General features: G+C 53.2%; 17 protein-coding genes, 1 tRNA gene and 3 pseudogenes. 8 read left to right on the top strand and 13 right to left on the bottom strand.

Annotated elements, in window-relative coordinates; genetic code table 11:
• Positions 1 to 119 precede the first annotated feature (119 nt).
• A complete protein-coding gene (locus RAL88_RS02335; protein WP_306267019.1) occupies positions 120 to 1,013 on the top strand; it encodes a hypothetical protein in 894 nt (297 codons plus the stop codon).
• Positions 1,014 to 1,373: 360 nt separating this feature from the next.
• Here the strand turns inward: RAL88_RS02335 and RAL88_RS02340 are convergent.
• A pseudogene (locus RAL88_RS02340) lies at positions 1,374 to 1,532 on the bottom strand (IS3 family transposase); the annotation flags it as partial.
• Between the two features lie 169 nt (positions 1,533 to 1,701).
• Between RAL88_RS02340 and RAL88_RS02345 the strand changes: the two are divergent.
• A complete protein-coding gene (locus tag RAL88_RS02345) occupies positions 1,702 to 2,259 on the top strand; it encodes a hypothetical protein (protein WP_306267020.1) in 558 nt (185 codons plus the stop codon).
• An 8-nt stretch (positions 2,260 to 2,267) separates the two neighbouring features.
• Here the strand turns inward: RAL88_RS02345 and RAL88_RS02350 are convergent, their stop codons facing one another.
• Entirely contained in the window at positions 2,268 to 2,828 is a 561-nt protein-coding gene (locus tag RAL88_RS02350) for an ATP-binding protein (protein ID WP_306267021.1), read from the bottom strand.
• Positions 2,829 to 2,927: 99 nt separating this feature from the next.
• Here RAL88_RS02350 and RAL88_RS02355 point away from each other — a divergent pair, with 99 nt between their 5' ends.
• The 3 genes from RAL88_RS02355 to RAL88_RS02365 are packed head-to-tail and all read left to right on the top strand — an operon-like array spanning position 2,928 to position 6,275.
• Positions 2,928 to 4,037 carry a hypothetical protein gene (locus RAL88_RS02355; protein ID WP_306267023.1) on the top strand — a complete coding sequence of 370 codons (1,110 nt, stop codon included), beginning with the start codon at positions 2,928 to 2,930 and terminating at the stop codon, positions 4,035 to 4,037.
• A gap of 4 nt (positions 4,038 to 4,041) precedes the next feature.
• The gene (locus tag RAL88_RS02360) at positions 4,042 to 5,340 is read left to right on the top strand and encodes a hypothetical protein (RefSeq protein WP_306267025.1); all 1,299 of its coding nucleotides are present in this window, start codon (positions 4,042 to 4,044) and stop codon (positions 5,338 to 5,340) included.
• The gene (locus RAL88_RS02365) at positions 5,334 to 6,275 is read left to right on the top strand and encodes a TIM barrel protein (protein WP_306267027.1); all 942 of its coding nucleotides are present in this window, start codon (positions 5,334 to 5,336) and stop codon (positions 6,273 to 6,275) included. The genes RAL88_RS02360 and RAL88_RS02365 overlap by 7 nt, the downstream gene beginning before the upstream one ends.
• Positions 6,276 to 6,317: 42 nt before the next feature.
• Here the strand turns inward: RAL88_RS02365 and RAL88_RS02370 are convergent.
• Positions 6,318 to 6,607 (bottom strand): annotated as a pseudogene (locus RAL88_RS02370) (transposase); the annotation flags it as partial.
• A gap of 373 nt (positions 6,608 to 6,980) precedes the next feature.
• On the opposite strand from RAL88_RS02370, the gene RAL88_RS02375 reads away from it, so the two are divergent.
• Both RAL88_RS02375 and RAL88_RS02380 read left to right on the top strand, forming a co-directional pair.
• Entirely contained in the window at positions 6,981 to 7,181 is a 201-nt protein-coding gene (locus RAL88_RS02375; protein WP_306267029.1) for a hypothetical protein, read from the top strand.
• 86 nt (positions 7,182 to 7,267) lie between these two features.
• Positions 7,268 to 8,266: pseudogene (locus tag RAL88_RS02380) on the top strand (recombinase family protein); the annotation flags it as partial.
• Positions 8,267 to 8,762: 496 nt separating this feature from the next.
• Here RAL88_RS02380 and RAL88_RS02385 read toward each other — a convergent pair.
• The 6 genes from RAL88_RS02385 to RAL88_RS02410 all read right to left on the bottom strand — a co-directional run bounded on the left by RAL88_RS02385 (position 8,763) and on the right by RAL88_RS02410 (position 17,512).
• A tRNA-Gln gene (locus tag RAL88_RS02385) sits at positions 8,763 to 8,836 on the bottom strand.
• A gap of 322 nt (positions 8,837 to 9,158) precedes the next feature.
• Positions 9,159 to 10,499, bottom strand: coding sequence for an aspartate aminotransferase family protein (locus RAL88_RS02390; protein WP_306267030.1), 1,341 nt, complete (start codon positions 10,497 to 10,499; stop codon positions 9,159 to 9,161).
• Positions 10,500 to 10,523: 24 nt separating this feature from the next.
• The gene (locus RAL88_RS02395; RefSeq protein ID WP_306267032.1) at positions 10,524 to 10,952 is read right to left on the bottom strand and encodes a universal stress protein; all 429 of its coding nucleotides are present in this window, start codon (positions 10,950 to 10,952) and stop codon (positions 10,524 to 10,526) included.
• An 11-nt stretch (positions 10,953 to 10,963) separates the two neighbouring features.
• A complete protein-coding gene (locus RAL88_RS02400) occupies positions 10,964 to 13,639 on the bottom strand; it encodes a TRAP transporter permease (RefSeq protein ID WP_306267034.1) in 2,676 nt (891 codons plus the stop codon).
• A gap of 103 nt (positions 13,640 to 13,742) precedes the next feature.
• Positions 13,743 to 14,717: a TAXI family TRAP transporter solute-binding subunit gene (locus tag RAL88_RS02405; protein ID WP_306267035.1), complete on the bottom strand. Its 975-nt coding sequence runs from the start codon at positions 14,715 to 14,717 to the stop codon at positions 13,743 to 13,745.
• Positions 14,718 to 15,271: 554 nt separating this feature from the next.
• The gene (locus RAL88_RS02410) at positions 15,272 to 17,512 is read right to left on the bottom strand and encodes a bifunctional diguanylate cyclase/phosphodiesterase (protein ID WP_306267037.1); all 2,241 of its coding nucleotides are present in this window, start codon (positions 17,510 to 17,512) and stop codon (positions 15,272 to 15,274) included.
• Between the two features lie 221 nt (positions 17,513 to 17,733).
• Between RAL88_RS02410 and RAL88_RS02415 the strand changes: the two genes are divergently transcribed.
• Complete coding sequence (locus tag RAL88_RS02415) at positions 17,734 to 18,189, top strand: YaiI/YqxD family protein (RefSeq protein ID WP_306267039.1); 456 nt, start codon at positions 17,734 to 17,736, stop codon at positions 18,187 to 18,189.
• 19 nt (positions 18,190 to 18,208) lie between these two features.
• Here the strand turns inward: RAL88_RS02415 and RAL88_RS02420 are convergent, their stop codons facing one another.
• From RAL88_RS02420 to gcvT, 4 genes are all read right to left on the bottom strand, one after another.
• A complete protein-coding gene (locus tag RAL88_RS02420) occupies positions 18,209 to 18,964 on the bottom strand; it encodes a sulfite exporter TauE/SafE family protein (protein ID WP_306267040.1) in 756 nt (251 codons plus the stop codon).
• A 236-nt stretch (positions 18,965 to 19,200) separates the two neighbouring features.
• Positions 19,201 to 22,005, bottom strand: coding sequence for an aminomethyl-transferring glycine dehydrogenase (gcvP, locus tag RAL88_RS02425; protein ID WP_306267041.1), 2,805 nt, complete (start codon positions 22,003 to 22,005; stop codon positions 19,201 to 19,203).
• 39 nt (positions 22,006 to 22,044) lie between these two features.
• On the bottom strand, positions 22,045 to 22,413 hold the full coding sequence (gene gcvH / locus RAL88_RS02430; RefSeq protein ID WP_306267043.1) for a glycine cleavage system protein GcvH: 369 nt from the start codon (positions 22,411 to 22,413) through the stop codon (positions 22,045 to 22,047).
• A 20-nt stretch (positions 22,414 to 22,433) separates the two neighbouring features.
• Positions 22,434 to 23,534, bottom strand: coding sequence for a glycine cleavage system aminomethyltransferase GcvT (gene gcvT, locus RAL88_RS02435; protein WP_371932138.1), 1,101 nt, complete (start codon positions 23,532 to 23,534; stop codon positions 22,434 to 22,436).
• Between the last annotated feature and the right edge of the window lie 120 nt (positions 23,535 to 23,654).

Consider the following 23,654-nt stretch of genomic DNA (forward strand, 5'->3'; position numbering starts at 1 on the left):
CTGGGCAGTTTAGGCCGTGGGGGCGGTTTGACCAAATAATGCAGTCGCAGGGGGGTAGTGAATGGGCACTCATCTCCTGCGTATCGCCTGAGCCGCGGTGCACGACGGTATTTGGGTGCATGCGAGACCTTAATATTGTGGGGTCACAACTAGTTTTCGAAATTTACGATCCGCTGTCAATTTCAACCGATGTTATCGAGCAGAGGACGCTGGAAAACCGCGAGTTTATTGGTGGATTTAGGTTTGCCGATCAGAATTTTATTCGCCAGGGTTTGATGGAACCATTCCGAAACTATGAGGGCGCATTGCGCGATTTTTTGACTGCTATAGGTGGTCAAAACCTCATAGTTGATATCACGTCGTTGCCAAAGAAAGTCTACTTCTTCCTTACGAAACTACTTTTTCATGAATTCACCCAGCCGAGAAATATTGTTTTCACTTACGCCGAGGCAGAACGTTATTCAGATCAGCCACTGGCGGCAAACCCTGATCCATGGGAGGCTTTACCAGGGTTCCGCGTTTCGCCACGCGATGAAACTGACCGAAGTGTCGTTGTTGGAATTGGCTATGAACCGCTTGGTCTTCCTGATCTAGTAGACTCAGGAAAGTTCGATGAGGCTCAAATGACCTTTTTGTTCCCATTCCCCGCACAAGCTGATCGCGTGGTTCGCAACTGGCGCTTCATTCGAGGAATTTTCCCAAATGCTGACTCTGACCGTTTGTCTATCAAAAGAGTCGATGGGATTAACGTTCCAGAAGTTTACCAGACCCTGTCTGGCATTGGAGAGGATGGCCAGCACGGCTTAACTCTCGCGCCTTTCGGACCCAAGCCTGTTTCACTTGCAATGGCATTATATGCCGCCAGGAATTCGAATGCCCCGACCCAAACAGGTGTCTACTATACCCAGCCTACGTACTACAATCCGAACTATTCGCATGGGATCAAGAAGATAGACGGCCACTCGGCCTTGAATACCTACTGTATCAAATTGAGTGGGCAACTGCTCTATTGAATAATTTTACGCTGCACAACATCGGGTCCTGCAGTGCGGAACATCAATGCTAATTCAAGTTCGGCTGTGGGCCGGAATTGACCGCCAGAATCGAATAGCGAAAAAATCTGAATATCAAATAGATACCTCAAACTAGAGATTCTGCTCGACCTTCGGCTCGGGGGATGAAACGGGGGTGCGCAGCGACCCCCTTTCCAAGAAGGTGCAGTGTCTTACACATGCACACATCTTGCGTACGTTTGAATCGGCTCTTTTGCTTGCTACATCGGAGCTGCTGGGCTTCAACTGTCCGTCGTCAAGGTTTTTGGAACAATAGGCCGCATGATTTAGCGGAGAGGTTAGCTCATCGTTTTGTTGATATTAGGCTGCTAGAATGGGGTATTGCAAACGGCGTTGTTTGAATGTGTCTCGTTTAGTGCTTTCGCGTTCGAGAAGAATGGTTTCGCCGCGTCCGAAGTAGACGTCAGCGGGTGTCAGGTTTTTGAGGCTCTCGTGGTATCGGTGATGATTGAGTTGCTGCTGGTTTGGGGGGGGGGCAATTTACACTTATCAACTGAGTAGTCGCCGCGCTTTCTGTTCGCTCGAAACATGTCTATAACCTCTATAATGAGACCTGTTAGAGTTCGGGTCGCTGCTAATTCAGATCCGAAACAATTGCTGGAAGTCGGCTTGAAATGCGAAAGAAGAAATGAAGGCAAAAGCAACCCATATCATCGTGCTTTCCGGACCAACAGGAGTTGGAAAGACGAGGCTTGCGCTTGAATTGGTTCGGCTAGCGGATGCGCTTCACGTATCAACAAGCTCGTTAATTTCTAACTTTCTGCCATCGGTCTCCCCAGATAGGACTGCCCTACAAAGAGCCGGAAACGATTTGGATCAACAAACGAATTTTTGCTGGATAGCTGACGAGGTGGCAAAGCTTGAGCATGAATACCCCGATCGATCCATGGTGATCGATGCAGTTCGTAAACCTGAGCAGATACGGGCGCTTAGAGAGAAAACGATTTCAGATTTGACACATGTTCACTTGGAAGCGAGCTATGATCATCTCGTTCACCGCCATCGACTAAGGTCGCGAGACATTGACGCGGGCCATCGATACGACCTCCTCGTTAAGGATGATAGCGAAAGCTACCAGTCCGAGTTGGCGTTCAGCTGTGACATAAAGCTCGATTCGGCGATGGCTTCACCATGTGAGCTGGGGGAGAAAGTCATTTCGCTTCTTAACGTTGCCGCTTCCAGCTAGCCCAAGCACTATGTAGTTTCCGATAACCTAGTGATTGCGTCCATAAGTTGCTCAGCACGTTCCTCGATGGAACCGCGCACTTCAATAGTTGGCATGTCAAAGTAGACTAGCAACTCTCGAATGACACCATCGATGTACGATTGGTACCCAAGGTCTGCAGGCCTCAGATCATCATCCTCCATTGGAAACTCAATCGGCAAATATGCATATAGGCGGGTCTTGTGCTTCTCCGCATGAATCTGCTCAATGATTAGCTTTTCCAGTGAATATGAAAACCGATGAGGGAACTGGTCACGGGTGTACGCGTAGAGGTCAAGGATTGATCTATCGGTCAAGACAAGGTTTGTTTGGACTTGTCTAGCCTCAGCCAAGCAGTAACCAAGATACTCGAAAACGCCATCCAGCGAAATCTTGTCGTTGACGTAGAAACCGCGTTTGGCGATCTCTCTGGCGGGCTCCCGGATAACGCTGATATCCTCCCGGTTCACCGCTCGCAACGTGACTTCGTCTATGAGTGATGTCTTTCCAACTCCGTGCGCTCCGGTGAATGTGATGAAATGCTGGTCCATTTTTTCGCCCCTCTTCGATCTCCCTACTTTACCAAAGCCCGAGCAACAAGTAGTCCTAGTACTAAGAAAAATTCAGCAAAAAATCTGCAAGGGGCAATGATGGCCACATTGAGAAAACCTGCCGCAGCTCAACCCACAGGTGTGCTGCTTCGTAAAGACATCCAGACGCTTGGAATAATCTGTGAAAACGCACATAACGAATGCTTCAAGCCTTCCAGCTATGACCTGCGCATTGGCAGCGAATATCTTAATACCAACGGTGAGCAGACGGCAATTCAGATACCTCTACGCAACTGTACGGTAATTATACCTCCTCTGGGCAGCGTGATTGTTTCAACCCATGAGATCGTTGAAATACCGAAAAACGTAGTCGGAAAATTTAATCTGCGCATCAAACTGGCTGTGAAGGGTTTATTCGTTCAGATGGGGACGCAGGTGGAGCCACATTACAAGGGTCGCCTATTCGCTACTCTGCATAATGTGTCAGCAGACCCGATTGAATTGAAACTCAACGAAGAAAAAGATGAGCGCGAGCGAATTTTTACAATTGAGTTCTTTTTCACAAACGGAGACGCTGATCCACCGAAGAACCCAAAAGAGTATCTTCGCCTACGCGATTTCATAGACAATTTGAGTTTTACCCGCAGCCCACTTAGCACCCTCTTGGAAAGCTTCGATGCTGCGGACCCCAAACTCAAGGAGGCTAGGGAACTATTGGGCACTGCTAAAGCAGAATTGAAACTGGCAGTTGATGATGAAATCAGAAAAACTCAGGAGGAATTGACTTCTTGGGCCGAAACAGAAGTTGCCACTTCTGTAGCCAAAGAGTTGAAGGAACAATCGAAAGGTTGGCGAAAACTAGTTATTGATTTCGGGATTATGGGCCTAATTGTGGTCGTTATCGCCACTATTATGCCAATAGCGTTTTCGATTGCAATGGAGCGAGCAAGAACGGCGACACTTTCGGATGAAGAGCGAACAATGGGAGGCCGTATCTCAGCCATCGAGACCGGTTTGGGCGCGCTTCACGATACGCTAAGCGGAAATGACAAGCTTGAAGCACTGTCGATCAGCCTCGATAAAGTCAATGCAACGGTTCGGGCATTAGAGATTGAAAATTCCGAAATGCGCCGCCAGATTGAGGAACTGCATAGGACGGGTTATACAGACGACCAGAACCCGGGCGAGAACCCGGCACAGGAGCAGTAGAGCGATGTATAAGTACGCCTTCATTGGTGCGGGTCCTGCCGCGTTGAGCGCAGTTGTCGAGTTGCCTCTCGACGACCGTGCGATGTCTGTGATCGTCGACGCGGGCCTTGGTTGTGGCCGGAAAATTTGCCCGGCTCTCAAGAGCCAATCCTGCTCGAGTTGTTTTGGTGAGAAATGCCATGTGGTTAACGGCATAGGCGGTTCTTCGGCAACGTTCGGAAACAAGTTCTGCCACTTCCCAGCTAGCAGTGGCGTCCAAGAGTTGATGCAGACAAAGCCGATTGCCCGGAGCAAGGCACCGAGACACGATCACGGGATTGTCGTTCTGCACCCAAACGTGCCCAACCGCAAAGTTTACGATGTCAACATCGCACATGCTGACAACTACAAGGATACCATCGACGATCTGGTAGCAGATGTGCAATTTACGACCCCAATACTCGAAGAGTGGTCAGTAGATAGCATCGAGCGCCGTGGCGCAGCTTGGTTCAGATTGGTCTCCGAAACCGGCGAAGTGATCGACACCGAGAATGTTGTAATCGCTACAGGAAGAAGCGGTCACATCTCCTTGAGGCGATGGTTGGATCAGCTAGACATCAGCTACTCGGAAAACTCACCTGATATCGGTGTTCGGATTGAGGCACCTTCGGACGTTATCAGCAGGCAGTTCCTTTATCAGGATGACCCTAAATTCAAGTTTGATTTTGGGGAATTGGGACAAGCACGAACCTTCTGCACCTGCAAAGGTGGCCAGATCGTGCCTGTCAAATTTGGCAAGGGCTCTTTTGCAGACGGTGCTTTCGTGAGAAAAGATACTGGGCGAACCAACGTCGCGCTTATGGCTCGCACTGGGGAGACTTTCGAGCCACAAGCTCTTGCGGAATGGTGCGAGTCTGTCAATGAAGCTAGTGGTGGTCGGCTACTCCTTGGAGCCTTTGATGCATTCTCGGGCAGCAAAGCCAACCTAGAAACTGCAATTCTTGATATGATCCCCGACGGCCCAAGCCCACTCTACAAGAAAGCAATCCGAGCTTTGCTTCATAGACTCATCAACGATCCTTCTTGCCAGATATTCGAAGATGATACTGAGCAGCACCTACCGCTCAAGGTGTTCGGGCCATCTATCGACTTATATTGGCCCAAGGTCCAGCTGTCACCTGGGTTCAATTCGTCCGTCGACGGCGTTTATATCATTGGAGATGCAGCCGGGGTGTCTCGTGGCATTATCCAGGCAATGGCTGCAGGAAAATCTTGGGCGCAAACGGTTAGCTCAAAAGTCGTGCAGAGTATTGCTCAATGGTAAGGTTTGGCGTTGCGGGCTATCCGTTGACTTTCACGGAAGGTTCGAGCGGCAAAGATCGATCAAAGATCTTTGAATGGGTCTCGAAGATCGGATTGGATGCCGTCGAGCTGCAAATGACCTATGGCCCGAGGACTAAGCCAGAAAAATGTATAGAATACAAGGCGCTATCGGATGATTTCGGAATAAGGATATCCGTCCATGCTGCTTACTATATTGTTTTGACAAGTGACGAGGAAGAAAAGGTTTCTCGTTCAATCGACACTTTGAATAAAACCTATGAACTGGCCGACCTCTTGGGTGCGAAAGAGGTGATCTTGCACCCAGGCCCGCTTTACGGTGGGGATGAGCACGAGGTCTCTGCTCGATTTGTTGATAATGCAGGTAGGTTTGTCGACCAGCTTGGCTCTTCAGAAATCGGATTATTTATCGAGACGGCAGGTAAAGTTGGGCAACTTGGGTCAGTTGACCAAATTTTGTCGTTGTCAAAACAGCTTGAAGGTGTTCATCCTTGCATCGACTTTGGGCACGTCCATGCGAGAACGCTCGGAACGCTTGAGCAATCCAATAACATTTTCGTTCTTTGTAATGAGATCCAAAACTTCTTGGACAACAACCCATTGAAAAGAGCACATTTTCACTACACCCCGATCCACTTTGGTCCACGCGGCGAAATCCAACACCGAGCAGTGGAAGACCGCTATCCCGAACTCGAGCAGAAAGACCTCTTTGGTAAAGCTGCTGTAGGCGAAAGGTCGGAAGATGGCTGGTTTCATCCAAGACCTGATCCCGTGGCACAAGCCCTGCGTATTTTGTCAGGAGACTTCACCGTCATATCAGAAACCCACAACAGTCAGGAAACTGGCGCCAAGTTACTGAAAGAGAACTTTTTTTCCTCCGGTCAACATGAGATCAAAAGAACTAGCATTGCTCTTTAAGGTCTTGTTGTTACTGTCGGTCGCACGGTGAAGGGTATCCGCCGCCTCTCGCTTGGCAGCGGGCGTTACCACTTTCGCGAGTTGATATCCTTCAAAATAACATTGTCGAGCATTTGCTCAGCTAACAGCTTCTTCAGCTTGGCGTTCTCGTCTTCAAGTGCTTTGAGTTTGCGAGCATCGGAAACTTCCATACCACCAAACTTCGCTTTGTACTTGTAAAACGACACTGTCCTGATGCCGTGCTTTCGACAAACCTCCTCAGTCGGCACGCCAGCCTCCTGCTCCTTAATCATGCTAATGATCTGTTCGTCGCTGAACCGTGATGATCTCATTTATTCGCCTACTTATATGGGACGAATTCTAACCAAAATTGGATGAAGAATCGGGTCTCAGATCATGAGTCATACTCAATTTAGTTTGCAGGTAAAACTATTTGTTCACTTTTTGTTCTTTACTTCCATTCGGAAATAGGATACTATACCCTCATCAACACCACGAGTTTATCTTGGGTTGAATGTGGGGCTATATATCCCTACTTCAAAAGACAGCATTCCAATATCTCTTACTAATAGTGCAGTGCTTGCTGTGCAGCGATTGCGCGTGAAACGTTGAGCTTTGGCTCCGTATTTGCGTTTGATTTCCCAACCCCAAACAAAATAAAATAAAACGCTCCGTTGTCGCGGCGCGAGAAGGAGTACTTGCACCATGCAGCCAGACATAGAACGCTACCGCCAATATGTAGATCACCTCGATATTGCAGATGAGAAGAAAAACGAACTCATCCACACTGTTTGGTTGATCCTGCAAAACGGCTTTGATCGCGCTCTTGGTGAGGAAAGCACACAGATTTGCATTGAACTCAAGGCCAATAAAGTTGGGCAAGAGTCTGCGTCCGTGGTAGAATAAATGCACTCAGAAATTTCGATAAAACATTTGGCGGCGTCAGTGGGAGACAGCGCAACGAGAGGATTCCAATGTCAAAGAATACAAAAATGAAAGCTGTCGTTTATTGCCGCGTTTCGAGCACCAAACAGTCCCTTCACGGCAATGGCCTTTCGTCTCAGGAAACGAGATGCCGCGAATATGCTTCATACAAAGGGTATGATGTCGTTGCGGTCTTTCAGGATGATATGAGCGGTAAAATCGCCAAACGTCCTGCTATGATCAAAATGCTCGCCTTTTTACGTAAACAGGGCAAAGAACCATGTGCCGTTCTTATTGATGATATCAGTCGATTGGCGCGAGGTCTCGAGGCCCACCTTGAGCTTCGATCCATTATCTCCAAAGCTGGCGGAAAACTGGAAAGCCCTTCCATTGAATTCGGTGAGGATTCAGATTCCCTGCTTGTTGAGAACATGCTTGCCAGCGTCGCCCAACATCACCGCGAGAAGAATAGTGAGCAAACCAAGAACCGTATGCGGGCCAGAATGATGAATGGCTATTGGGTATTCCCAGCCCCCTTTGGCTATCACTTCGAGAAACAAATAGGCGGAGGCCGAATATTGGTGCGGACTGAACCCGTCGCTACCCTCATCACAGAGGCACTGGAGGGGTATGCGGCAGGACGGTTTGAATCCCGTGTAGAGCTCAAGCGGTTTCTTGAATTCAAACCTGAAGTCCTCAACAGCAAGCGCGGAAAGGTGACATTCAGCACTATTGATACATTACTCAGTAGTCCCCTTTATGCCGGATATATCACCCGCAAGGATTGGGGCTTGACCCTGGTTGAGGGTAAGCATGAGCCTCTTGTCGATTATGAAACCTTCCTCAGAATACAGGAACGCAAGAAGGCCCAGGCCAAGGCACCCGCACGCAAAGACATAAACACTGACTTCCCTCTAAGGGGCTTTGTGACCTGCGGACATTGTAACCAACCTATGAGCGCTTATTGGGCCAAAGGCCGCAGCTCCAAATACCCCTACTATGAATGCTTCCAAAAGGGCTGTGAGGTCTATCGCAAGTCCATTCGCAGGGAGAAGGTAGAAACTGAATTCGAAGAACTGCTAACGGCCCTCAGCCCATCTGAGGAGCTATTTCGTCTTTCATTCGAGATGCTCAAAGATATGTGGGAGGACAGAGCCTCAGCAACCAAAAAATTGCAAACAGGTATGAAACGCGAAATCGCAGAGATCGAAAAGAAAACAGCGCAGTTTCTGGAGCGCATTGTCGACACCAGCAACATCACATTGATCAGGACCTATGAGGACAAGATCGATAATCTGGAATCCAGAAAGCTTCTGTTGACTGAAAAGATCAATAATTTTGGTGAAAAACAGGGAGACTTTAAGAGAGTTTTTCGAACCGCTTTTGATTTTCTCCAAAACCCGCAGAAACTCTGGGCTTCCGATAAGTTCGAAGACAAAAGAGCCGTGCTTAAACTCGTATTTGCCGAACGAATACCCTATATCCGGAATGAAGGTTTTCGAACCGCTAAAACCACCTTACCATTCAAGGTGTTAGCATGCATTTCCGACAACGAAATTAAAATGGCTGGGGAACCTGGATTCGAACCAGGACTAACGGAGTCAGAGTCCGTGGGTCTACCGTTAACCTATTCCCCAGTAGACATATGTCAGAGCTTTGCAGCAAAGCTGACGGGCAATTAGCACCGCTGGGCTCGCATTTCAAGGGCCAGAGTGTTTCATGATTACATTGAATCATTTGACCGGTTTTGCACGTTTGCTGGCGAGGCACACTTCGCGCCGTGGTCTTCATGACCACAAGTGGAGTGTAACGATGTCCGCCGGGCGTGCAAAGCCGGCCTTCGGTGCTCCATATCAGCCCACCGGACAGCGTTAGCCAACTTGCCCGATGCACAGCATCGCGCGGCGTTGACTGCCTTGCCGGAAGACCTGATCTGGAGCATCAAATGGTTCAATGTAATCATGAAACGCTCCGGATGGTTTCCTCAAGGGCGATGGCCAATTTATCGGTAATCTCTGCGATATGGCTGTCGTCGATGATGAAGGGCGGGGCCAGCAAAATGTGATCGCCCTTCTGGCCATCAATCGTGCCGCCCATCGGATAGCACATCAGACCGGCCTTCATGGCCGCGGCTTTGAGGCCGGCGTGAACCCGCTGCGACGGGCTGAAAGGGGTCTTAGTGTCGCGGTCCTGAACCAGTTCCAGGCCGATAAACAGCCCGCGCCCTCTGATATCACCGACATGGGGATGCGCGCCAAAGCGCTGTTTCAAGGCCGCTCTTAACGCTTCGCCGCGCTGGTTCACCGCCGGCAGCAGGTTTTCATGTTCGATCTCGTGCATCACGGCCAGTGCGGCAGCGCAGGCGGTCGGGTGGCCGAGATAGGTGTGGCCGTGCTGGAAAAACCCGCTGCCCGCGGCAAGCGTATCAAAAATTCTGTCCGACACCATCAGCGCGCCAATCGGCTGATAGCCTGCCCCAAGCCCCTTGGCGATGGCGATCATGTCCGGCTGGACGCCATCGTGATCGCAGGCAAACAGATAGCCGGTCCGCCCCATGCCGCACATCACCTCGTCGAGGATCAGCAGCACATCATATTTGTCGCAGATCGCCCGGATGCGCTTGAAATAGCCATCAACAGAGGGAACCGCACCCATCGTAGCCCCAACCACAGGTTCTGCGACAAAGGCGGCAACGCTCTCCGGGCCAAGCTCCAGAATCTTGTCTTCCAGCTGATTAGCGACACGCTGGCCATAGTCAAATTCGGTTTCGTCCTGCTGCTGGCCGCGATAGGCGTAGCACGGATCGATATGATGCATGGCATCGCTCAGCATCGGCGCAAACTGCGCCCGCCGCCAGCGATTGCCGCCGGTTGCCAGCGCACCCAGCGTATTGCCGTGATAGCTTTGCCAGCGCGCGATGATCTGTGACTTGTCCGGCTGACCAGCTTCAATGAAATATTGCCGCGCCAGTTTAAGGGCGGATTCCATCGCTTCAGAGCCGCCGGACACGAAATAGACCCGGTTCAGATCGCCCGGTGCGCGTGTTGCCAGAAATTCGGCAAGTTCTTCGGCAGGCTCTGAGGCAAAGAAGCTGGTATGGGCATAGGCCAGTTGGCCGACCTGAGACTGTACCGCCGCGATCACCCGTTCGTTGGAATGGCCAAGACACGACACCGCAGCCCCGCCGCAGGCATCGAGAATGCGCCTGCCATCCCTGGTGATGAGATAGACCCCCTCACCGCCGACCGCGACCGGCAGGTCCGCCTCACAGTGGCGCGGGAACACATAGCGTGATTTCATGATTCAAGAGCTCTTCCGAATGACCTATTCGCGTACGACCAGCACTGTCTGACTGGCATGGCGCACCACTCTGGCGGCATTGGGGCCAAGCAGATAATCACTCAGTTCGGGCCGGTGCGAGGCCAGTATAATGAGATCGCAGGACAATTTTTTGGCAGCGCGCAGGACTTCCGCATAGATCGTGCCATGCAATACATGAGGATGCACATCCACATCATCGGGAATATTCTCCTCCACCCACTCGGCCAGTTTGTGCCCGAAATCAGCCATCGCCTGATCTTCATAGCCCTCTTTGAAATATCCACTGACGATGGTCATGCCGAAGTCAGGCAGCACCGAAACCACATGCAGATCTGCGCCGTAATTGCGCACCATGCTAAGCGCGGCGGGCAGTGCTTTGACCCAACTGGCTTTGGAAGACAGATCAATCGGGAGAAGAATGGATTTGAACATGTGCTCTCTCCTCAGAACGCAGGCTTGGTTTGGCGGCGCCGTTGCAGCATCACAACAGCCAGAAACAGCAACAATGCCGGAATGTAGAAAATTTCTTTCGGCCATCGGTCGGCCGGCCGCTGCACGCTTACAATCTGCACCGGATCATCACCATAGAAATCAAAATCAGCCAGCGATTCCCCTGCCGATGAGCCGAAGGCAGGCTCATCAAGATTGAGCGCATCACCATCCTCAATGAGAATGAGGCCGAGCGCATCGATGCGCGACTGCGCATCCCCGTCTGCATCCACATTCATCAGCAAGGTGGTTTCAGCCGTCTCGCCGGTATCCAGATCCGGTCCGGCTATGCGCAAGCGCAGCCTGTCGCCTGGCCCCGCCGCTTCAACCGCTTCGACAAATTCGCTGGGCGGAAGTTCGTCAAACGGGCTTTGAAACGTATCGAGCCAGACATTCGGCAGGAACATTGTTAAAGCAACCACCAGCAGGGCAGCGGATTCATAAAACCGCGATTTGGCAAGAAAGTAGCCTTGCGTTGCAGCGGCAAACAGCAGCATTGCGAAGGTCGCCAGTACGAAGATCCAGATCGCCTGTAAAATGCCCGCCGTTGTTCCAAGATCAACCCCGTAGAGAATAAGCGCGGGGTTGTAGATGAACAGAAATGGCAGGGCGACTGTCCGCATCGAGTAGAAGAAGGCGGTGAAACCGGTTTTGATCGGATCACCCCCGGACACTGCCGCCGCAGCGAAACTGGCAAGTCCCACCGGCGGCGTCACATCCGCCATAATGCCAAAATAGAACACGAACAGATGCGCGGCAATCAGGGGAACAATCAGGCCCTCCTGAGCCCCAAGGCTGACCACCACACTGGCCATCAGTGAAGACACCACAATATAGTTGGCGGTGGTCGGAAGACCCATGCCGAGGATCAGCGAGAACAGGCCCACCAGAACCAGCATCACGATGAGAATGCCACCGGACAGCTGTTCCACCAGACCGGCGAGCTCAGTCCCGATCGGCGTTTTGGTAACTGTTGCGACAATGATGCCGGCTGCGGCCGTCGCCACACCGATGCCGATCATGTTTCGGGCACCGGCAATCAGCCCGTCTTTCAGATCGACAATTCCCTCCGAAATTTGAGCACCAAAGTCAGATCTGCCGCGGAACAGGGCTTTCAGCGGCTTTTGTGTGACGATGATGAACAGCATCAGCGACGTCGCATAGAATGCAGATTTTGCCGGCGACTGCTGCTCGACCATCAAAAACCAGACCAGCACCAATATCGGCAGGATATAATGCAGTCCCGTCGGATAGACTTCAGCAACCGTCGGAATGACGACCACTTTATCGTTGGGGTTGTCAACTTCCAGATCCGGGCGTCTTGAGGACACCCAGACAAGCAATGCATACAGCACCAGCAAAGCCGTCATCATGATTGCAGAGGATGCGCCAGCCATATTGGCCTGGAGATACCGCACCACATAGATCAGGGCGGTGAAGGCTGCGCCGAACACCGCAAAACCAACCACAAACTTGATGATCATTCCCAAAAAGCTTTTGCTTTCACCAAGCGCCGGCATGTCTTTTTTCAAAGCTTCCAGATGCACGATATAGACCAGCGCGATATAGGAAATCACGGCTGGAATGAAGGCATGCTTGATGACGGTGATGTAGGGAATGCCGATGAACTCGACCATCAGGAACGCTGCCGCGCCCATTACAGGCGGCATCAACTGGCCGTTCACCGATGAGGCAACCTCGACTGCGCCTGCCTGTTCAGAGGTAAAACCAACGCGCTTCATCAGCGGGATTGTGAATGTGCCGGTTGTCACCACATTTGCGATGGAAGATCCGGAAATCAATCCGGTCATCGCGGAACCGACAACAGCCGCCTTGGCAGGTCCACCACGCAAATGGCCAAGTCCGGCAAAGGCCAGCTTGATAAAGTAATTGCCGGCACCTGCCTTATCCAGCATGGAACCGAACAGTACAAACAGAAAGACAAATGCGGTTGATACGCCGAGCGGAATGCCGAACACACCCGCCGTGTCAAGCCACTGGGCATTGACGATGGCATTAAACGACAGGCCTTCATGAGAAATCAGATCGGGGATCAGCCAGCCCTGCCCCATATAGGCATACAGCAGAAACAGCGAACAAACGATCGTCAATGCCGGCCCCAGCGCTCTGCGCGCGGCTTCCAGCAGCACGACGATACCAATAGAGCCGATAATAATCTGAGTCTGCGTAGGCAGGCCGGAGCGGGCCGTCAAAGCCAGTGTATCTGAAAACAGAAATACATAGGCAGCGCAGCCACCGCCAATGAGCGCAAGCACCCAGTCATAGATCGGGACATGACCGCGGGGAGATTTCTTGAACGCAGGATACGCCAGAAACGCGAGCACAATGGCAAATGTCAGATGGATCGGCCGCGTTTGCGAGGCATTCAGAACCGGCAGATACTGGCCGAACCACAATTGCGGCTGGGCGATCCAGAGCTGAAACAGGGACCACAGCAGCGCCAGGCCCGAAATCAGCAATGCGACGGACTGGTTGGTTGGAGCCCGGGCTCCAGCGTCAGAGCTTGCGACCAGATCCTGCAATTCCTCATCTGAGAACTGCCGGCCACCTGCCTGCACCTGCAATATCTCGTCGTCCGGTTTCCGGCCGTCAGTGCTCTGGTCGCTCACAAAATTTCCCCCCGGACTATTTTTCAGACTGGATCTCCACTTGCGATCCAGATCTTAATCGATTGTGGGCAGCGCGCCAGCGCGCCGCCCATTTTTTCTTGATTTATTCAATGAGACCGGCTTCACGGTAATAACGCTCGGCACCCGGATGCAGCGGCGCGGAAAGCCCGGCATTCGCCATTTCCTTCGGATCAAGATTGGCAAAGGCAGGGTGCAGGCCGCGGAACTGATCCATATTCTCGAACACGGCCTTGACGATTTCATAAACCACATCATCGGGAACATCGGCAGAGCTGATAAAGGTGGCACCGACACCGAATGTGGCAACATCCTCGTCATTGCCGCGATACATGCCGCCTGGAATAACGGCCGAGCGATAATAGGAATTATCCGCAATCAGTTTCGCCGTCGCATCATTTTGCACCGTCACCAGCACGGAATCGCACGATGTAGTGGCCTCCTGAATGGAACCGGAGGGATGACCGACCGTATAGATCATGGCATCGATATTGTTGTCACATAATGCCTGCGACTGTTCGGCAGCCTGCAACTCCGATGCCAGCGAAAAGTCACTCATGGTCCAGCCCATGGCCTCCATCAGCACTTCCATCGTGCCGCGCTGTCCGGAGCCTGGATTACCGACATTGACGCGTTTGCCTTTGAGATCTTCAAAGGTTTTTATCCCAGCATCGGCCCGGGCGACCACCGTGAATGGCTCCGGATGCACGGAAAACACCGCCCGCAGCCCTTCAAACGGCCCCTGCTCCTCAAAGCGTGACGTGCCGTTATAGGCGTGGAACTGCCAGTCAGACTGGGCCACGCCGAATTCCAGCTCTCCACCCCGCACAGCGTTGATATTGAAGACCGATCCGCCCGTGCTTTCCACGCCGCAGCGGATGCCGTGTTCCTTGCGGCCACGATTGACCAGCCGGCAAATCGCGCCGCCAGTGGGATAATAGACCCCGGTCACACCACCTGTGCCGATGGAGACAAATTGTTGTTCCTGCGCCAGCGTTGTTCCTGCCATCAGTCCGGTGGCGACAAGCGCGGCTGCCATTCCGAGAAAATTCTTTTTCATCACTTCACTCCAGATTTTGAGTTCTAATTCCAGCGGCTTTTTGCCTGTGACACATCGCCGCTATTTGATTTTAAGGGTGGCTTTGTGTCTTCTTAGGCAACCCTAGCCTGTGTCTACGTGTGTGCCAACCAATTTTTGGTGTTCCTGAAATATGAAAAATGCCGTAAAAAGCATAGATAAATCAGATAATTAGAATTACTCGGCAATCAACTTAAGATAAAATTTGGTGGTGTCAAAGAAAAAGTGTCCGGATTTCATACTGCAAAAAATCCATTTAGCGACACCATGGTTTATTCAGCCACACGTCTTCGAACGAGTCTTAAAGTTCGCTGGCGGAGAAATCGCGATCCAATGTCTTCAGCACTTATGACATCCGACCCGGTGGGGCCTGAGACTGTGCCGGTAGATCAACTGACGGCAATAGTATGGTTATGGTGAAATACGGCTGGATGATGTCACCATTTAAAGTGGATTAAACCACCATCGGCTTCGTGCGGGGGCCTGTCCCGGACCGAAACACCGGATTTACGGCTGCAACGGCTCTGCAGTCCCGTTCACGCCACATCCTCGTGAAACCCGAGATTCGCAGCATATCTGAAAGAACGCGAACTGACCTGGTCGATGACCTTAGGCACTTCCCTGGACGGCACCGGTTCGGAGAAATAATAGCCCTGCGCCAGATGAAAACCGAGTTCCTTGACTTTCTCGTATTGCGCGTAGGTTTCAATGCCCTCTGCAACGACCTTGTAATTCAGCGATTTGCCCAACTCTATCAGCGAACTCACAATCGCCTGGTCCTGTCGATCATACGCAATATTGCTGATGAATGTCCTTGCCACCTTGATGAAGCTGTAGGGCAGTTCCTTGAGATGGGTAATTGACGAGTATCCGGTGCCGAAATCATCGAGAACGACGTCGCATCCCATGTCACGAAGTTCATGAAGCTTGCTGAACAGCGATTTGGAATTAGTCCCAAATATGGCTTTCTCAGTCACCTCAACAGCAAACTCTTCTGGCGTGAGTCCACGACTGGTCAGTGTGCTGACGATGTCCTTGATAAAACCCTGGCGCAGCAGATTGGCTGCATTGACGTTGAAACCAACGCGCTTGAACGGCACATTCGCCTGCTTCCACCGGGCCATGTCAGCGGTAACTTTTTCAAGCATTTGACAGCCGACCATCTCGCAGATTTCCCGATCCTCCAGGACATCCGCAAACTCGGATGCGCAGATGGTGCCTTTAAAGGGATGGTTCCACCTGACAAGTGCTTCGACGCCCTGCACCAGACCCGTCCGTGTGCAGACTACCGGCTGATAATAGGGGAAAATCTGAGACGTCTTCAACGCGGTGCGGAATTCATTGAAAAGCACCTGTCTCTGATGGAATCCGATTTTCATTTGTGGATGATATTCCCGCACCGCAGATTTGCCAGCGTTCTTGGCGGCATAAAGAGCCAGATCCGCATTGCGCATCAAGTCCGGTAATTCGGTTCCATCGCGAGGGAAACGGGCGATCCCTACACTGAATGAAACATCGAAGGTCTCTCTGCTGCCGGCCAGATCGACCTGAAAATCAGAGGGAAATACCATGGCGTCCGGATCCGCATGACCTGCCAGCCTGCTGTCGTAAGTCACAATCGCGAGTTCATCACCGCCCAGTCTTGCAACGAGGCTGTCTGTAGAACATTTCTCCGTCAGGATGTTCGCCACCATCTGCAATACATGATCGCCTACATGGTGTCCGTAAAAGTCATTGATCTCTTTGAAATCATCAATATCAATCAGGAACAATGCGCCTCCGCTGCCGGTCGCGCTGCACTCTAGCAGGCGCTTGGGAACGTCCTCCTGAAACGCATTGCGGTTGGCCAGGCCGGTCAGGACATCATGATTGGCCAGAAAATAGGCCTTCTCATCGGACAAACGTTGCGTACGCAAATTCTGAAAATGCCGGATAGCCGGATAGCCAAATGACAGAAACAGCAGCAACACGATCAGGATGCTCGCCAGATAAAGAATGGCACGATTACGCTTTGCAATTGCGTCCATATCCACCAGCAGGCGCAACACCAGCTTAGGTTGATCTCCTCGTTCAATACTGTGATATATCTCCGCGACCGTGCCAACGCGATCGGATAATCCGCTGCGTGGGATCGCCACCTGATGCGTTTCGGTTTGCCGGATCGACTGAACTATTTTCTGGTCAACCGCTGGAAAGCCGACAGGGGTGTTGAAAACCGCCGCTTCGGGATCTTCGTTGTATTTGATGAGAGTCAGAACAGAGCTCGCAGCCGAGTGGCCGGTTGGTAGCTTGCCGGCAGAACGATCAGGCGTTTGGCCGTTCTCCACCAATGCGGGCTGGACCGCACCGGACGGCAGCAGAGGGGCCACCCGTGATTCCCCTGTCACAGCCGGGTGGTCCTGATTTGTGTCGTTCTGCACCTTGCGCCTGACCGCAGGAAATTGTGTCCCGCCTGCAAATGAAGCTATGCAGGAACAGGTTGCGTCAATAAAATCAATTTGAAGAACATTTCCGAGAGCAAATATCTCCGAGACTGCCCCCTCAATATTGGCAAGCTGGCCGTCTGACAACAAAGCGCCACTTTCGCTTACTGTCAGAACCGGGAGCTTTTCGCCCAATCGATTGTCAACATAGTGCGCCCAGTCGCGTCCGGCAGCATCAGCCTGTTTTGACAAAAGTGTGCGCAACGAAAAATCAATTGCCAATTTCCCGGTCGCCAGAAAGCCTGAGCTTGCAAGCAGGATGAGCACAATTATTTTGATTCTTTTGTAATTCATCTTCCACCTTGTGCCCGGGTGAAACATCGCAGTGAATCCTTAAATTCCGCACAACTGATATCCCTAATAAAGTGCTGTCGTGACGCCCGCGAATTGACTCAAATTCCATCTCTCGCGCATCGATTCAGGGTTACGCGGAACGAGCGGTTGTGCTCTAAAAATGCGGTAGCCAAATTCCGTGAATACACCCCGGCATCCTGCCTCGAAACCGGACATCCCAGATGACAATCGAGATTTTTATTGATGCCGATGCCTGTCCCGTGAAGGACGAAATCTACAAAGTTGCGTTTCGCTACAAGGTACCGGTATGCGTCGTCAGCAACAGTTTTATAAGAATTCCGGATGACCCCCTGATCTCCCGCAGCATTGTCAGCGCTGGCCCGGATGCCGCCGATGATTTTATCGCTGAGCGGGTCAGGACAGACAGCGTGGTGGTGACAGCCGATATTCTGCTCGCGGAGAGATGCCTGAATTCAGGCGCAACCGTAATCGGCCCCAACGGAAAACCATTTACCGCCGACTCTATTGGCAGCGCCGTGGCTACCCGTGCACTTATGGAAGGATTGCGCTCGACTGGGGATATCACCGGAGGGCCACCGCCTTTTTCCCGAGCTGATCGCTCCAGATTTCTGTCGGCGCTGGACCTGGCGCTGGTCAGGCTGAAGCGCAGCGCCTGAGTCAAATCCGCTGGATATCTTATGAAAGAAGGACCCGCAGCAGCCCGATCGAGGCCAGCCCGATCAGCAGCCAGAGCGCCAGGGCCTTGAAGGAGTCCGGGTTGGACCGCACGAATTGACGGCTGCCCAGCAGAACTCCGAGAAACATCGGAACCAGAAGGACAACAAAGCGTACCAGCACATCCGGTGTAATCAGGCCGGAGCCATAGGTAAAACCGGTGGCATAGATATCGCCCAGCAACAGAAATGCTACAATCGAGGCGCGCGTCACAGCGGCGGAGGAGGCATTGGCCAGCATCAGCAGGACCACAGGCAACCCGCCAATCGCGCTGACGCCATTCACTGCGCCCGCGACAACGCCGGTTGCGGCAATAGACCCGGAATGATTGGCAGCCCGGAACACCATTCCGCGCAAGAGCGCCGCGCTGATCACCAGAATAATCAGCGAAATCGTGACCCGGACGATGGCTTCCGGCACGTTGACAAGAGCGTAAAGGCCAAGCGGTGCACCAATGGCATATCCGGCAAACAGCCAGCCGATCAGGCGCCAATCGACCGACCGCCACACCGCCGGCAGCATGCCGGCGCTGGCCGCAATTTCCAACAGCAGCACAAATGGAATGACTTCAACCGGCGGCAATACCAAGGTCAGGCTGGCGACCACCAGCGCGGAAAAGCCGAAGCCGCAATAGCCGCGGATCAGACCGGCGATGAACACGACAGCAAGGCAATAGGCCAGAAGTCCCGGGCTCAGATTGCCGATTACACTATCCACATTGCACTCTTATCCCGATGGCGAAATCCTGGCGTTTGATACCAGTACAAAGGCGGATTCCACAACAAAAGACGCCAAGTGCGAAGCTATAGCCATCTGGTCTGGCATCTGTTCTGGCCGGACATCCGAATTGCACTGCGATTGGTCTCGGGATTATGAGCATTGCACACAGATTTTATGCCGGATCTCCCGGAACCCCGCCAGACACCGTTTTCCCGGTAAACCAGCTTTCGAGCTTACGCCCCGACCGCATAATCCTCAAGCGGCGGACAGGAGCACACCAGATTGCGATCGCCATGCACATTATCGACGCGCGACACAGGAGCCCAAAATTTCGAAGCCGTATCGACCCCCTTGGGATAGGCCGCTTCTTTGCGGCTGTAAGGATGGCTCCAGGCATCTGCCGTCAGTTCCTCTGCCGTGTGCGGCGCATTGTGCAGCGGATTGTCATCGCGCGGCCATTCGCCCCGTTCCACACGGGCAGCCTCTTCACGAATTGCAATCATGGCATCGACAAACCGGTTTATTTCCGAAAGAGGTTCTGATTCAGTGGGTTCGACCATCAAGGTTCCGGCCACCGGCCACGACATGGTCGGCGCGTGAAAGCCGTAATCGATCAGACGTTTGGCGATATCATCAACACTCACATCGGCGCTGTCCTTCAAGGGGCGCACATCGATAATGCATTCATGGGCGACTCGGTTGTTCTTGCCGGTGAACAGGATCGGATAATGCTCCTTCAGCCGCTCGGCAACGTAGTTCGCGTTGAGAATGGCTATTTCGCTGGCGGTCTTCAAACCGTTGCCCCCCAGCATGCGGATATACATCCAGGAGATCGGCAAAATGGACGCCGATCCGTCCGGCGCTGCGGAAACGGCGCCATCCGAGCCAAGTGCGACATGCCCCGGCAGAAACGGCACCAGCTGCCTGGCAACTCCGATCGGGCCAACACCCGGTCCGCCGCCGCCATGAGGGATGCAGAACGTCTTGTGCAGATTCATATGACAGACATCTGCCCCCAGATCCCCAGGCCGGGCCAAACCGACCAGAGCATTGAGATTGGCACCATCAAGATAGACCTGACCGCCATGATCATGCACCTTGGCGCAGATTTCCCGGATTTCGGCTTCAAACACGCCATGGGTCGAGGGATAGGTGATCATCAAGGCGGCCAGATTTTCCGAATGCTGCTCCGCCTTCGCCGTCAGATCAGCCAGATCCACATCGCCTTCACTGTTGCAGCGGACCACCACCACAGAATAACCCGCCATCTGAGCTGACGCCGGATTTGTGCCATGTGCCGATGATGGAATGAGGCAGATATTGCGGTGCCCCTGGCCGTTTGCCTGATGGTAGCCGCGGATTGCCAGCAAACCGGCATATTCGCCCTGGCTGCCCGCATTGGGTTGCAGGCTGACCTTGGCAAACCCGGTCAGTTCCGACAGCCAGCGGTCAAGATCATTGATCATTGTGGCATAGCCCTTGCGGTGGGCAGCCGGCGAAAACGGATGAATTGTTCCGGTTTTCGCCCAGGTGACTGGCATCATTTCCGCTGCTGCATTGAGTTTCATCGTGCAGGACCCCAGCGGAATCATCGCCCGGTCCAGCGCCAGATCCTTGTCCATCAGCTTGCGCAACAGCCGCATCATCTCGGTCTCCGACCGGCAGCAGTGAAAGATTTCCTGTGAAAGGAATTTTTCATGATCCCGTTCCCTCGTCAGGGCCGGTTCTGCCGCAGCCGCCGCGGTAACCTCGAATATACCGCAAAGCGCCGCCAGATCGGCTTCGCCAGAGGTTTCATCGAAAGCAATGGAGACAGTGTCGGAATTGACTTTGCGCAGCAGATAGCCGCTGGCTTCGGCGGCATCGCACAGCGCCTGGGCCTTCGTCGTGCAACTGATTGTCACCGTGTCGAAGTAGCGGCTGGCCACAGTTGTATAACCGCCCTGCTGCAGCGCTGCGGTCATCCGGCCAGCCAGCGCGTGAACCCGCCTGGCAATGGCTTTCAGGCCTTTCGGTCCGTGCCATATGGCATAGGCCGCGGCCATATTGGCCAGCAGAGCCTGGGCCGTACAGATATTGGAAGTCGCTTTTTCGCGCCTGATATGCTGTTCCCGTGTCTGCAGCGCAAGACGGTAGGCCGGTCGGCCATGGGCATCGATGGATTCACCGATCAGTCGACCGGGCACCAGCCGCGTCAGATCGGACGAAGCCGCCATATAGGCGGCATGTGGCCCGCCATTGCCCAGCGGCACGCCAAATCGCTGCATCGAGCCGACACAGATATCCGCACCCCACTGACCCGGCGGCTGCAGCAGCACCAGTGACAGCGGATCAGCGGAGACGATAACCAGCGCACCGGCCGCCCTGGCAGCCTCGACGGTTTTCGCCGGATCATTCAGCGCACCCTCGGTATCGGGAAGCTGCAGAATGACAGCCGCGACATCTGAGTCGATGTCACCATCGTCTTCGTCAATCGAGAACCCGATGGTTGCAGCGCGGGTGTTCAGCACATCCAGTGTCTGGGGATGCAATTTACCGGCAACAATAATGCGCTGCCGCTTCTGGCGGTGGTGGCGAAACGCCATGCCGGCCGCTTCCGCAACCGCCGTCGCCTCATCCAGCAGGGACGCATTTGCAATCGGCAGACCGGTGAGTTCTGCTACCAGGGTCTGAAAATGAAACAGCATTTCCAGCCGGCCTTGAGAGATTTCCGGCTGATACGGCGTATAGGACGTATACCAACCCGGATTTTCCAGCAGGTTGCGCTGGATCACCGGCGGCACATGGGTGCCATGATAGCCCTGCCCGATCATCGCTCTGGCAACAATGTTGTGATCCATCTTCGCTGACAGCTCGGCCAGCGCTGCTTGCTCGCCGATACCATCGGGAATTGCCAGCGTGCCTTCCATCCGGATTTTGGAAGGCACAGTCTGGCTGATCAAAGCTTCGATCGATGTCATGCCTAAAAAGTTGAGCATGGCACGTTGATCCTGATCCCCTGGTCCGATATGGCGAGCGAGAAACGGGCTGTCGGTCATTATTGAAGTCTCCGGAAAATACGGCGGGTGGAGGGAATGTCAGGAAATCTGGGCTTTGTAAGCGGCCTGGTCCATGAGTTTGTCGAGCTCTTCGGGCTTGGACAGTTTCATTTTGTAAAGCCAGCCTTTGCCTTCCGCATCGGAATTAACCAGGGCGGCATCTGCGGAAAGAGCGTCATTGACCTCGACAATCTCGCCGGATGCAGGCGCGTAAACATCTGAGGCGGCCTTGACTGATTCGACCACAACCACATCATCGCCCTGGCCTACAGAGACGCCCGTTGACGGCAGATCGACAAACACCAGATCGCCCAGTTGCTCCTGGGCGTGGTCGGTAATGCCGACGGTGGCCATATCGCCCTCGACCCGCAGCCATTCATGCTCTTCGGTGTAATAGGTTGTGCTCATTATACTGTCTTCCTTGATGATCAGTTTTTAGGTTTATACTGGTGGGGAACAAAAGGCAGTTTGACCTTCTGCATCGGTATTATCTTGCCACGGACATCTGCAAACATTGCTGCGTCCACCGCGTCAACGGAAATCAGTCCCAAAGCCACGCCGCGCTCAATGGTGGGGCCATATCCGCCAGACGTTACGACGCCAATTGACTTGCCCGTTTCATCCTGCAAATTTGCCCCGGCCCGCACCGGCATGCGGCCTTCTGCCGACAGACCGACCCGCATCCGGGCGCGGCCGCTTTCGATTTTGTCTGCCAGCGCGGCGGCACCGATATACGCTCCGCCCGTGCGCAGTTCTTTCGGAATAGCCCAGATCAGGCCCGCCTCATGAGGGCTGATTGTATCGGACAGATCCTGCCCGTATAAGGACAGCCCTGCTTCCAGCCGCAGACTGTCGCGCGCGCCAAGGCCAACCGGCATGACGCGCTCATCGGCCAGTAAATCGCGGGCAAAGCCAGCGCAGTCCGGCTCGGGCATGGCGATTTCAAATCCGTCTTCGCCGGTATAGCCGGTGCGCGACAGGAACCAGCCATCTTTTGGCTCAATGCCGGTCATGAAATTCATCTGCGAAACCGCAAAACCGCGATCCTGCAGCACAGCTTCGGCATCTGGGCCTTGTAGCGCCAGAAAGCCGCGCGGGATAACCTGCACCACAGCATCGAAATTGGCAGCCTGGCTTTGAATGTGGGCCAGATCCTTTTCCGCGCAGCCTGCATTGGCGACAATGAGAAATCGCTCTGCGCCCAGCCTTGTGATAATCAGATCATCAATGATGCCAGCATTTTCATTGAGCAAAAACGTGTAGCGCGCGGCCTTCAGATCCTGCCCGCCTGCAACATAGGGGTATAGACGTTCGATCAGCGCCGACGCCTGAGCCCCGGTCACTTCAACATGCATCATATGTGAGATATCGAACAATCCCGCCGCCTTGCGCGTGTGCAGATGTTCTTTCATCAGGCCGAGCGGATAAAACAACGGCATCTCATAGCCGGCAAACGCGCCCATCTTGGCACCGGATTCCAAGTGGAGATCGTAAAGGGGGGTATGTTTCACATCTGCTCCGAACTTCAAACACAGAAAATCGTCCCCTGCAAAACAAGCAGCGGCCGACCCCTCTGTCTCAAGCCTGAGAGACTCGCGCAATGGCCCCCAAAGCCGCACGGGCTCCGAAAGACACGACACTTACACCTT

This window comes from Pararhizobium sp. IMCC3301 (assembly GCF_030758315.1).
In the GTDB taxonomy this organism is placed as follows: domain Bacteria; phylum Pseudomonadota; class Alphaproteobacteria; order Rhizobiales.

Coding starts and splice junctions, on each gene's coding strand:
- RAL88_RS02395 (WP_306267032.1), bottom strand. CDS start 10,952: ATGTTCAAATCCATTCTTCTCCCGATTGATCTGTCTTCCAAAGCCAGT.
- RAL88_RS02365 (WP_306267027.1), top strand. CDS start 5,334: ATGGTAAGGTTTGGCGTTGCGGGCTATCCGTTGACTTTCACGGAAGGT.
- RAL88_RS02375 (WP_306267029.1), top strand. CDS start 6,981: ATGCAGCCAGACATAGAACGCTACCGCCAATATGTAGATCACCTCGAT.
- RAL88_RS02360 (WP_306267025.1), top strand. CDS start 4,042: ATGTATAAGTACGCCTTCATTGGTGCGGGTCCTGCCGCGTTGAGCGCA.
- gcvH (WP_306267043.1), bottom strand. CDS start 22,413: ATGAGCACAACCTATTACACCGAAGAGCATGAATGGCTGCGGGTCGAG.
- RAL88_RS02415 (WP_306267039.1), top strand. CDS start 17,734: ATGACAATCGAGATTTTTATTGATGCCGATGCCTGTCCCGTGAAGGAC.
- RAL88_RS02350 (WP_306267021.1), bottom strand. CDS start 2,828: ATGGACCAGCATTTCATCACATTCACCGGAGCGCACGGAGTTGGAAAG.
- RAL88_RS02355 (WP_306267023.1), top strand. CDS start 2,928: ATGGCCACATTGAGAAAACCTGCCGCAGCTCAACCCACAGGTGTGCTG.
- RAL88_RS02390 (WP_306267030.1), bottom strand. CDS start 10,499: ATGAAATCACGCTATGTGTTCCCGCGCCACTGTGAGGCGGACCTGCCG.
- RAL88_RS02345 (WP_306267020.1), top strand. CDS start 1,702: ATGAAGGCAAAAGCAACCCATATCATCGTGCTTTCCGGACCAACAGGA.
- RAL88_RS02410 (WP_306267037.1), bottom strand. CDS start 17,512: ATGAATTACAAAAGAATCAAAATAATTGTGCTCATCCTGCTTGCAAGC.
- gcvP (WP_306267041.1), bottom strand. CDS start 22,005: ATGACCGACAGCCCGTTTCTCGCTCGCCATATCGGACCAGGGGATCAG.
- RAL88_RS02405 (WP_306267035.1), bottom strand. CDS start 14,717: ATGAAAAAGAATTTTCTCGGAATGGCAGCCGCGCTTGTCGCCACCGGA.
- RAL88_RS02335 (WP_306267019.1), top strand. CDS start 120: ATGCGAGACCTTAATATTGTGGGGTCACAACTAGTTTTCGAAATTTAC.